The sequence below is a fragment of the Pseudomonas sp. 05N36 genome (assembly GCF_056397385.1).
On record NZ_JBFTNH010000001.1, the window covers coordinates 641,441 to 652,022 of the forward strand.

Below are 10,582 nucleotides of genomic sequence, written 5' to 3' on the forward strand. Positions count from 1 at the left end.
AGGAACCCCGTTGATGGCCTGAAAATCAGCGCTCGGGTGAGACCTCTCCTCCCCTGCTTGAGGGAGCACAATATCAAGCAACCTCATCAAGAAAAGCAGCCTAATCAGGCTGCTTTTTTTTGTTTGGGGAATAGGTATCGCTGATAAACCAGCTCCCCATGTCGATGCTTGTTCAATGCCTTTTTATCGCAGTTCATGAAGTTCCAAAGAACGTGTCCATGCTCAACATGGATCACCACCAACATCTGGTACTTTGTGTCGTATGCGCCAATGAATGCGAGACGATAAGACCCGTCGCTGTAGGAGACTCGCCAAATTTCCAATGGACTTCGCGCCGTATCCACAGCAAATCGGGTGAAACGCTCTCGAGCATTTGGGCGTTTCAAATATCGTTATTCATTTTCATGGGGCGAAAAAAAGCCCCGAACCAGTCGGGGCTTTCTCATTTCGGCCTTGTATCAGGCCTCAACCACGCAACCGATCATCAGAAGATGTTGATCGGGTAATCCACAAACACACGGACTTCGTTGCCGCTGACGTTGTAGTCGCTGGATTTCTGCGACACACGCAGGACCGAGCTGCGCACTTTCACGCTCAGGTCTTTGGCCGGGCCGCTTTGGACCACGTACTTGAACTGGTTGAAGATTTCGCGCTCGGTACCGCCGGTGCTGGTGGCGGTGGTGATGTTGTCACCACGCACGTACGCCACGTTGTAGGTCAGGCCTGGAACGCCGAAAGCGCCGAAGTCGAGGCCGTAGCCCAGCTGCCAGCTGCGTTCGTCTTCAGCGTTGAAGTCGGACCAGTAGGAGTTGGCGAGGTAGATGGTGTTGCCACCGTCACCTACACGACCCTGTTCTTTCTGATAGCCGCCGTACGGGTAGCCGAGGTTGCTGTCACCAGTGCTGCGCTGGTGCGCGAGGGTGAACGAGTGTGGGCCGGTGACGAAGGTCGCTGCCAGGCTCCAGATTTTGTTGTCCTGGCCTTCGGTGTCGTGCTCGAGGGCGTAGGATTTGTCCAGCTTGGTCTGGTAACCATTGAAGTCCAGGGTCAGGGACTGATCGGTGGCCAGCGGGAACACGTAGTTCAGGTTCACGTACTGTTTCTTCAGAACGTCTTCAACGTTGGACGCGTAGAACGCACCTTTGAATTGTTCGGTGAACTGGTAGCGACCGCCCAGGACGTTGATCGACTTCAGGCCACCGCTGTCACGACCTTCGGCGCTCTTGCGCGACTCGGCGGTGAAACGGCCAGCGTTCAGCTCCAGGCCTTTGATCTCCTTGGAGGTGATCAAGGTGCCGGTGTAGCTTTCAGGCAACAGACGGGCGTTGTCGTAGTTCAGCACCGGCAGCTCCGGCATCTGGTCGCCGTAGGTCAGCACGGTGTTGGACAGACGGAATTTTACCGCCGCGCCAGCCTTGGCCAGGTCATCGGCAGCTTCGCCGCTGTCGCCTTGCTTGAAGAAGTCGATACCGCCGGCGCCACTACGACCCTTGCCGCCATCGAGGCGCAGGGCGTACAGACCGAAAGCATCGACGCCGACGCCAACGGTGCCTTGGGTGAAGCCCGACGAGAAGGTACCGATGGCAGCCTGGCCCCACTCGGCCTTGTCTGGGTTACCGTTCTTGTAATCACGATTGATGTAGGCGTTGCGCAACAGCACTTTCAGGCTGCTGTCTTCAACAAAACCCTTGGACTCCGCCTGGTCGTTAGCCATGGCTTGAGTGGCGCTAAAAATCCCCAGAGCGATCAGACCGATCCGCTTGTTCAACATGTTATTTTCCTTATTACGGGTTGATACGCGCTGTGACCGCTGGCTGAAATGGCTGCTATGGCGCTCTTTTTTCATTCCAAAACAAAAGGCCCGCCCACGCAAAAGCGAGGCAGGCCCTTATTGTTTTTTGAAGTCGTGGCGGTTGGCCACAGGCGTTGGGGCGAATCCTAGCCGCGCCCCCAAGCATGTGTCAATTTCGTGAATCTTCTGTAATTAGGCGAAAATCGTCTAAGAACTTACTGCTCAGCGATCGCCAATTGCACCGTGTGGCTGTCCACAAACTGCTCGAAATGGGTGACTTTGCCGTTCGCCAGAGTCCACAAATGCGCGACTCGGGCGTTCATCGGACGGCCCGTGGCCTTGTAGATTCCACTGTAGTTTCCGTAGGCAAATACTTTGTCGCCCTGCGCGACATAGCTCTCGACCTTGAACTGAAAATCGTCCCATTCAGTGCCCAGACGCTTGAAGACATTCTCGACGATGGCGTCGAAACCGATGTACGTCCCCGCATACGGAAATCCAGCCGCTTCAGTCCATTGCGCATCAGCGGCCAACGCTGCGGCGGTATTGCGCGCGTTCTCCTGGGAGTTGGCACCTTCGTAGGTGCTTTTGATCAGGCTCAGGTTATCCATGGATCGCTCCGCGTAGTCGATGAGATCAGTGAGCACAACCGTCCAGGCCACAGGCCTGAACCGGGGAAGTGGATTCGTTCGGCTGGGCGACGACCGATTGGCTCAACCAGGCCGCAAATGCTTCAGGCTTACCGAGCCATGGACTGATGTCGACCACGGTGAATTGACCGCCCTGCTCCAGCACCAATGTCGGGAAGCCCTGACCGCCAACCTGTGCCAACAGTGCGCGGCTTTTCTTGATGTGGTCCTGGGTTTCGTTCGCCAGTGCGTCCTTGAACTCGCGCTTGAAGGATTCTGCTTCCAGGCCCATCGATGCGGCGAGTTCCAGCAACACCGCTTCATCGGCAATCCGCCGACCTTCCACGTAATGTGCGCTCTGCAAACGCCCCAGCAGTTCCAGCCCACGTCCGGCGAGATGCTCGGCAGCCAGCACGGCAGCAATTGGTGGTGCCGAATCGAACACTGCAGTGTGATCGCGCAACAGGCCTTCGAAATACGCCTCACCAAACGGCTGCCCGGTGTATTCGGCGATGCGTCGGTCGTGAGGCATCACGTAATCGCGCAGTTGAGGTGAAACCGTCTGCCGGTTGGCGCCGGTCATCATGCCGCCGCCATGGGCGATCACCGGCAAAACAGCCTGCGCCGCTTGCACCAAAGGTTTGGCTCCGTAGCACCAGCCGCACAGAGGATCGTAGATGTAATGAAGGGTCGCGGTAGACATGGAAAGCTCCAGCAAAGTCGTAGGAATTCGATGCCGGCAGACTATTCCTATGGCAGAGAGGGAAAAACGCCGTAATGGCTTTTAGTCTGTTTCGCAGATCGGTCAAATGGCCTGTTTAAGCTACGGCAGGCTGGATCAAACCTGAACCCGCTTTTCCAAGGGCAAAAAAAAAGCGCTGCCATCCGGGCAGCGCTTTATCAATCCTTTGCTTTCTATCCTTCAATCACATCCCACAAGGCTTCAAGTTCTGCCTCACTGAATAAACCAGCGGGATAACGCTCGATCATCATCCTGCGCGGGTCAGGTTCTCTGACCTGTCGCGTTCCGTTGGATTTCAACCATTGCGCCAGCACCTGAAGCGATTCGCCATTCATTGCCAAGGGATGCGATGTCCGCTCGCTGACCATATTCATTTCCGGCGCTCTCTCCTGGTTCGTGAGCGGCTAACTTATCCAAGGTTTATGACAGAACAACGCGGTTCTACATTCCCGAGAATTGCTCTCAGACAGATACAAGAGCTATGCCAAAGTGCCTGACAGGCCGGCATGTAGACGTAAAAAAACCCGCAGTCCATAGGAGCTGCGGGTTAGATAAGCGATCACTCACATAAACCGGATAAAGCACGGGTTAATCCAGTGCCACCGATTGTTACAACTTCACTCAACCTTTGTGCGGTGCCGGCTGTTGTTGGGTAAGGCAATGGATGTTACCGCCCCCCAGTAACAGTTCACGCCCCGGCACCATCACCACTTCGTGCTGCGGGAACAGGTTCTGGAGGATTTCCTTGGCTTGCGCGTCCAGCGGATCGTCAAAGCTCGGCGCAATGATGCCGCCGTTGACGATCAGGAAGTTCACGTAGGAACCGGCCAGGCGCACCGACGGGTTACGTTCCTGGGTACCGTCCACCGGGTCGACACCGGCGCACTCTTCCTCGGTCGCGTAAAGCGGCCCCGGAATCGGCATTTTGTGCACCGTAAATGGGCGGCCCTTGGCGTCCGTGGTGCTTTGCAGCACCTTCATTGCGGCCTGGCAGCGCGGGTAGTTCGGATCCTGCGGATCGTCGGTCCAGGCCAGCAGCACTTCACCGGGACGTACATAGCAGCAGAAGTTATCCACATGACCGTCGGTTTCATCGTTGAACAAACCGTCCGGCAGCCAGATGATTTTATCCACAGCCAGTTGTGCACTCAGCACCGCTTCGATGTCGGCGCGGTTCAGGTGCGGATTGCGATTGCGATTCAACAGGCATTCTTCAGTGGTGATCAGCGTGCCTTCGCCATCGACGTGGATCGAACCGCCTTCGAGCACGAAACCCTCGGTGCGGTAACGTGGGCTGCGTTCGATCTCGAGGATCTTGCCGGCCACTTGCGAGTCACGATTCCACGGCGAATACAGACCGCCATCAAAGCCGCCCCAGGCGTTGAAGTCCCAGTCGACACCACGGACTTCAACGCTGTTATTGATGACGAAGGTCGGCCCGGTATCACGGACCCAAGCGTCGTCACTGGACATCTCGACGAGGCGGATATTCGGCACGTCCAGACGCGCCCGGGCGTTTTCGTACTGGGCCGCCGAGACGGCAACGGTCACCGGTTCAAAACGCGCGATGGCCTTGGCCACCGCAACGTGAGCGGCCTGCGCCGGCTTGCCACCCAGGCGCCAGTTGTCCGGGCGCTCCGGCCAGACCATCCAGGTCTGGGTTTGGGTCGCCCACTCGGCAGGCATGTAAAAACCGTCAGCGCGGGGTGTGGTGTGCAAAGTAGTCATAGTGATCAGGACTCCAGGGAACCGTCGAGGGTTTTGATTGCGCCGTACAGGTTTGGACGACGGTCACGGAACGAACCCCAGGCGCTGCGGATGTGCTCCAGCTCGTCGAGGTCGAAGCTCTGAACCAATACGCCTTCTTCGGTTTCGTTGAGCTCCTGGACTTTCTCGCCGAACGGGTTGGCGATGAACGACGAGCCGTAGAAGGTGATGTCGTAGCCGTCCTGCTCTTCATTGCCGATACGGTTGCTGGCGATCAGCGGCATCAGGTTGGCACCGGCATGGCCTTGCTGGACACGCTGCCAGTGGTCGCGGGACGAGATGGTCTTGTCGTGCGGTTCGCTGCCGATGGCGGTTGGGTAGAACAGGATTTCCGCGCCTTGCAACGCCATGCTGCGAGCGCACTCCGGGAACCACTGATCCCAGCAGATGCCCACGCCGATTTTCGCGTAACGGGTGTTCCAGACTTTGAAGCCGGTATCGCCCGGGTTGAAGTAGTACTTTTCATGGTAGCCAGGACCGTCCGGGATGTGGCTTTTACGATAAATCCCGAGGTTGCTGCCATCGGCATCGATGATCGCGATGCTGTTGAAACGTGCGCGACCTGCCAGTTCGAAGAAGCTGATCGGCAGCACGACTTGCAGTTCTTTGGCGACTTTCTGGAAGTGCTTGATGGCCACGTTGTCTTCAACTGAAGTGGCCAGCTGCAGGTAGTCCGGGTTCGGCTTCTGGCAGAAGTACGGGGTCTCGAACAATTCCTGGATCAGGATGATCTGTGCACCTTTGGCTGCGGCCTCACGGACCAGCTTCTCAGCGGTCTCGATGTTGGCTTCAAGGTCCCAGGAACAAGCCATCTGGGTAGCGGCGACGGTAACGATACGGCTCATGAATCATCTCCCGGGCGGGTGCAGAGGGTCGATTGTGGCATCGACCGATGACAGAAATGGGAACGGCCAGGCGCGGTGATCCACGCCGTGACGTTAGGCGACTTTATAACCGATAAAAATCGGCTTTAAAAGCAGAACACATTCATTTCGTCAAAAATATCTTGAAAAAACTCGATAACAATCGAACTTAACGCAATCCCTGTGGGAGCGAGCCTGCTCGCGATAAGGCCGGTACATCCACTATCAATGTTGGCTGTCAGACCGCCATCGCGAGCAGGCTCGCTCCCACAAGGGGAGTGTGTTTAGAGGCCTTCGTCGAGCACCTTCGACAAGGTATCGACAAAGAAATCCACGCTGTGTCGCGTGGTCACCATCGGTGGTTTGATCTTGAGGATGTTCAGGTAATCGCCGGTCGGCTGCATGAAAATGCCCAATTCACGCAGGCGGTCGCACAACGCCGTGGTTTCTTCCGTGGCCGGTTCCAGGGTTTCGCGGTTGCGAATCAGCTCCACGCCCAGATAGAAGCCAGAGCCATGCACCGCACCCACCAAAGGATGGCGCCCGATCAACGCCTCAAGCCGCTCCTTGAAATACCCGCCAACGATCCGGGCGTTTTCCCAGAGTTTCTCTTCCTTCATCACATCCAGCACTGCAATGCCGATGCGGCAACTGACCGGACTGCCGCCCGCCGACGAGAAGAAATAACCTTCGGCTTCCAGCGCCTCGGCGATTTCTCGTCGGGTGATGACCGCACCCAATGGCTGGCCGTTGCCCATACCTTTGGCCATGGTGATGATGTCCGGCACTACGCCCTGCTCTTCAAAGCCCCAGAAGAACTTGCCCATGCGACCGTAGCCGACCTGCACTTCATCGGCGATGCACACGCCACCTTGGGCACGGACCAGTGCATAGACTTGCTTCAAGTAGCCTGGTGGCAGCGAGATCCCGCCAGCGTTGCCGTATACCGGCTCACAGATGAAGCCTGCCAATTGCCGCTTCTGCTCGGCAATCTTCGCCAGGTTGTGTTCGACGCTGCGCACGTAATCCGGTGCGCTGTCGAGGCCACGGAACTCACCGCGATAGGTATTCGGCGCGGTCACCGGATGCACCCAGTCCGGACGGCTGCTGAGGGCCTTGGGGTTATCTGCAATTGAAGTCGACACCGCATCGGCGGCCACCGACCAGCCGTGATAGGCCTCAAGCACGCTGAGCATGTCGCGACCGCCGCTGTAGGCCCACGCCAGGCGAATCGCCAGGTCATTGGCCTCGGTGCCGCTGTTGACCAGAAACACCCGATCCATCGAGTCCGGTGCCAGTGCCAGCAAGCGCTCGGAGAACTCGGCGATAGCCGCATAGTGGAAACGCGAGTTGGTATTGAGCAACGACCACTGACGGCTGGCTTCGGCCGCCATGCGCGGGTGACCGTGACCGAGCACCGCAACGTTGTTGAGCATGTCCAGATAGGAGCGGCCCTGCATGTCGATCAGGTGATTGCGCCAGCCCCGCTCGATGCGCGGTGGATCGACGTAATAGTGTTTTTGCGAACGGGCAAAACTTGCGTCGCGACGCGCCAGCAAAGTGTGCGGATCGAGTTCGACCTCAGCGTCACAAGCCAGTCCCAACAACGCCGCGGGCGATTGACACAACGCCTGCCAGGCAAGTGCGCGGGAGGGTGAGCAAAACAGCGGTGGATTCAGTTCTGCGCCACGGCTGAGCTGAACCCGCAACGCGCCGCCGACCTCGCCCAGCACCTGCCCTTTGACCACGGCCGCACCGGTGTGCAGTGAGGGTTTTACACCCCACAGGCGCACGCTCAATTGTGCGCTGTCCAGTTGCACGCGGCCGTCGGCGCTCAGGTGCACGACGCCGGCAAAGGGCGCTTCAACCGTTGTGCCCAGCGGCACCTGCAAGTCAACGTGCAGCGGGCACGTGTCCGGCTCGACGGCGCTGTCCGGACGCGTCTGCGATAAACGGTATTGCCCGTAACGACTGGCCGCCAAACCATGGGCTGCCGCTGCTTCGACCAACAGACGTTGATCGATGCCGTCCTGCTCCCAGTTGCCCGCTTCGAAATGCGGGCTCAAGACACCCAGGTCGATCAAGGCAAACTCGCGACCGACCAGGCTCGGCAGCAATGGCGCAAACCCCTGGCTGGCAATCGCCGGCAACGACTGGCCGACCGCCGTCAGAATCGCCGCTTCCATCAGTTCAAACGGCACCGAGGTCGCGACGCGGAAGATCTCCCGCTCGTGGTTCAGATTGTCGCGGCTGTACTGATTCTGCGGATCGATGCTGACCTGTTGCTCACCGCTGAGCACCAGCACCGCCGCCCGCGCGACGATCAGCGGCCACAGCGCCTGCAACTCTTCATGCGTCAGTGGATTGACCGTGTGGTAAGCCTGCACCGCCGGCAAAATGCACAGCGGATCGCCATCGGAATGATGCAGCAGCGCGGCGCAGGTCACCGACAGATCGGTAATGCGCCAGGTACGGATCAGATCGCCAAAATCGATGACGCCCTGCAACTGCCAGTGGCGTTGCCGGTCCCGTTTCCAGACCACGTTGTCATCAGTGATGTCCATGTGAATGGCTTGCACCGGCAACTTTGCCATCAGCGGCTGCAAACGCCGCTCCGCTTGTTGCGCGGCCTCGGCGATCAATGCTCGCTGCCGCTCATCGCGGATCACCGGCAGCAGGTGATTGATCAACGCATTGGCGTGCCGGGCGTCCCACTGCAAGGTTCGCTCAAGCCCCGGATGCTCGAACCCGGCCAGCGCCAGGTCCATTTCGCCACAGAGTTGGCCGAGGCCGGCAACCAGATCATGGCCAAGGTGTTTGAGGTGGGTCAGCGATTGACCTTCGATGTAATCGAGCAAGCGCACATGCAGTGCTTGCCCGGCCAGGTCCAGGGTCAGCAAGTCCTCGCCGTTTTTCGCCGGAATCACCCGTGGCACATGCAAACCCGGCTGCGTGCCCAGGTGCTTGAGGGCCGCGTGCTGGGCGTGCAGCTCCAGCGCCGCGTAGTCACCCCGGCAGATTTTCAAGACGAAACGGCCCTGGTCGCTGTCGAGCCGGTAGTTGAGATCCTGCTGGCTGCCCAGCGACTGCAACGTCCCGCTCAGGCCGTAGTGCTCACCCAACAGCTCCAGCGCTTGCTGCACGGTGACTTGCGGACTGGGCAGACTGGCACGATGAATCAACGTGGCGAGCAACATACAACGACCCCTGGAATTTTTATAAGGCGTCTATATCGCCACTGCTGACCGCGATACGCAACCCCCTTATACCGGTCAGTGATGGATAACGGCGGGGGCTTTCACGCCACGCCACACAGCGGTGAACTTTCCCACGAGGCGTGTCGAACCCGAGGAATGTTCGGCGCGTTCTCACGTCCCTAGGCTGCCTCCCATGGACAGGGAAGCCCGCCGCACATGCCAGAACGCTCATACCCGCTGACGTACAAAGAACAGCTGCGCCGCCGTATTTTGCAGCCGCCGCCATCACCCAACCTGTATCCGCCGATTGCCGATTTGCCGGTGAATCGACCCGCTGCCCCCGCCCCCAACAAACCGCTGGGCTGCGTTTTCGCAAAATCCTGCAAGTTGCCGGACGGCATTATCAATTACGCCAATCCGTCCGGTTTCGTGCCGTTGGATTCGTTGAAGGATTACGGAAATTTTGCCCTGCTGGGTGGGCGAGAGACCGACAGCTCTGGCGCCGTTCCGCTGAAGAAAATCAGTGGCGGTGCATTGCCAATCGGCCTTGGTGGCCTCGCTCTGGCCGGGTCATCGGTCAGCAGTGTCACCGCAGTCGGCGGCACTGTTGCTGCCGGCTTGCTAAGCGGACTGGTCGCCCTGCTCTGGCCCTCCGAACTGGGCGACAGCGCCCTCTATAGCGAAGAGCAACTGCGCTCGCTTGAACAAGCCAATTCCCGGGTGCGCCTGCGCATCGAGCAACAAGCTGACGGCACCCTCAAGGGTTACGGCTTCTACACCGGCAACAACGCCGAATGGCAACGGATTCCGGTCATTCAGTTCCAGACACGCGAAGCCCGACAGGTCGCCGTATTCGGCGAAGGTCTGGAACTGATCTGGACCCCGGCCATCGACCCCGCCGACACCCTCGGCATCCCCGCACTGGAGGCCGCCCCACAAGCACCGAACATCTGGGTCTATCCGCCCACCGAGGCGAGCAACAGCATCCTCGTGAACCCGATTTATCCACCGCAGTATCAGGATTTCATCCTGGTATTCCCGGCGGACTCGGGGGTGCGGCCGCTTTATGTGGTGGTGAGCGAACCGTGGAAAGGTCGCAAGAACCCAGACCATGACTACTTTCCAGCACCGAAAACCAGCGAAATAACTGGTTTTCCCGGATTGGTGGAACAAAAGAGAAAAACCCCTAGACAGGGTGGAGGAGGACTGCGTGAACGCTGGAGAGATGCCAAAGGGCGAACACTATATGAATGGGACTCAAAAAAAGCCGAGTTAGAGGCCTACCGAGAAAGCGACCTCAGCCATCTCGGTGCATTTGACCCCTACACCAGCGAACGACGGGGACAACCCAAAAAAGAACGACGCATCAATAGATGAAATTGGAGATGAGCAACATGGGTATGAAAGTAAGGTTGGAGTGGTACGACAAAGAAACTGAAGCGTTAGGGAAACTCCGAACAATTCCTCAATCGTGATGAAATACAGCCTCACCACCTGACCCGAGCCCCTCATGAGCCAGATGAGCTTTTCCGACTTCGAATACGCCGGCAAACGTAAGCAAACTCGCCGCGAACGGTTTCTCGCAGAGATGG

General features: G+C 58.4%; 9 protein-coding genes. 1 reads left to right on the top strand and 8 read right to left on the bottom strand.

The genetic code is table 11. The features are described 5' to 3' along the window. Positions 1-104: 104 nt before the first annotated feature. The 8 genes from AC1DIH_RS02950 to AC1DIH_RS02985 all read right to left on the bottom strand — a co-directional run bounded on the left by AC1DIH_RS02950 (position 105) and on the right by AC1DIH_RS02985 (position 8,990). Positions 105-386 carry a PBECR2 nuclease fold domain-containing protein gene (locus tag AC1DIH_RS02950; protein ID WP_477770506.1) on the bottom strand — a complete coding sequence of 94 codons (282 nt, stop codon included), beginning with the start codon at positions 384-386 and terminating at the stop codon, positions 105-107. A 98-nt stretch (positions 387-484) separates the two neighbouring features. Continuing rightward, positions 485-1,771 carry an OprD family porin gene (locus AC1DIH_RS02955; protein WP_477770507.1) on the bottom strand — a complete coding sequence of 429 codons (1,287 nt, stop codon included), beginning with the start codon at positions 1,769-1,771 and terminating at the stop codon, positions 485-487. A 236-nt stretch (positions 1,772-2,007) separates the two neighbouring features. Next, a complete protein-coding gene (locus AC1DIH_RS02960; RefSeq protein WP_477770508.1) occupies positions 2,008-2,403 on the bottom strand; it encodes a nuclear transport factor 2 family protein in 396 nt (131 codons plus the stop codon). A 25-nt stretch (positions 2,404-2,428) separates the two neighbouring features. Next, complete coding sequence (locus AC1DIH_RS02965) at positions 2,429-3,124, bottom strand: DsbA family protein (RefSeq protein WP_477770509.1); 696 nt, start codon at positions 3,122-3,124, stop codon at positions 2,429-2,431. A gap of 212 nt (positions 3,125-3,336) precedes the next feature. Beyond that, the gene (locus AC1DIH_RS02970) at positions 3,337-3,537 is read right to left on the bottom strand and encodes a hypothetical protein (protein WP_054595130.1); all 201 of its coding nucleotides are present in this window, start codon (positions 3,535-3,537) and stop codon (positions 3,337-3,339) included. A 247-nt stretch (positions 3,538-3,784) separates the two neighbouring features. Then, positions 3,785-4,891, bottom strand: a complete 1,107-nt coding sequence (aguA, locus tag AC1DIH_RS02975) for an agmatine deiminase (RefSeq protein ID WP_477770510.1) — start codon at positions 4,889-4,891, stop codon at positions 3,785-3,787. A gap of 5 nt (positions 4,892-4,896) precedes the next feature. Further along, positions 4,897-5,775, bottom strand: coding sequence for an N-carbamoylputrescine amidase (gene aguB / locus AC1DIH_RS02980; RefSeq protein ID WP_477770511.1), 879 nt, complete (start codon positions 5,773-5,775; stop codon positions 4,897-4,899). Positions 5,776-6,077: 302 nt separating this feature from the next. Then, positions 6,078-8,990 carry an aminotransferase gene (locus AC1DIH_RS02985; protein WP_477770512.1) on the bottom strand — a complete coding sequence of 971 codons (2,913 nt, stop codon included), beginning with the start codon at positions 8,988-8,990 and terminating at the stop codon, positions 6,078-6,080. Between the two features lie 216 nt (positions 8,991-9,206). Between AC1DIH_RS02985 and AC1DIH_RS02990 the strand changes: the two genes are divergently transcribed. Next, on the top strand, positions 9,207-10,367 hold the full coding sequence (locus AC1DIH_RS02990; protein WP_477770513.1) for an S-type pyocin domain-containing protein: 1,161 nt from the start codon (positions 9,207-9,209) through the stop codon (positions 10,365-10,367). Positions 10,368-10,582: the final 215 nt, after the last annotated feature.

Coding starts and splice junctions, on each gene's coding strand:
- AC1DIH_RS02955 (WP_477770507.1), bottom strand. CDS start 1,771: ATGTTGAACAAGCGGATCGGTCTGATCGCTCTGGGGATTTTTAGCGCC.
- AC1DIH_RS02960 (WP_477770508.1), bottom strand. CDS start 2,403: ATGGATAACCTGAGCCTGATCAAAAGCACCTACGAAGGTGCCAACTCC.
- AC1DIH_RS02965 (WP_477770509.1), bottom strand. CDS start 3,124: ATGTCTACCGCGACCCTTCATTACATCTACGATCCTCTGTGCGGCTGG.
- AC1DIH_RS02970 (WP_054595130.1), bottom strand. CDS start 3,537: ATGAATATGGTCAGCGAGCGGACATCGCATCCCTTGGCAATGAATGGC.
- aguA (WP_477770510.1), bottom strand. CDS start 4,891: ATGACTACTTTGCACACCACACCCCGCGCTGACGGTTTTTACATGCCT.
- aguB (WP_477770511.1), bottom strand. CDS start 5,775: ATGAGCCGTATCGTTACCGTCGCCGCTACCCAGATGGCTTGTTCCTGG.
- AC1DIH_RS02985 (WP_477770512.1), bottom strand. CDS start 8,990: ATGTTGCTCGCCACGTTGATTCATCGTGCCAGTCTGCCCAGTCCGCAA.
- AC1DIH_RS02990 (WP_477770513.1), top strand. CDS start 9,207: ATGCCAGAACGCTCATACCCGCTGACGTACAAAGAACAGCTGCGCCGC.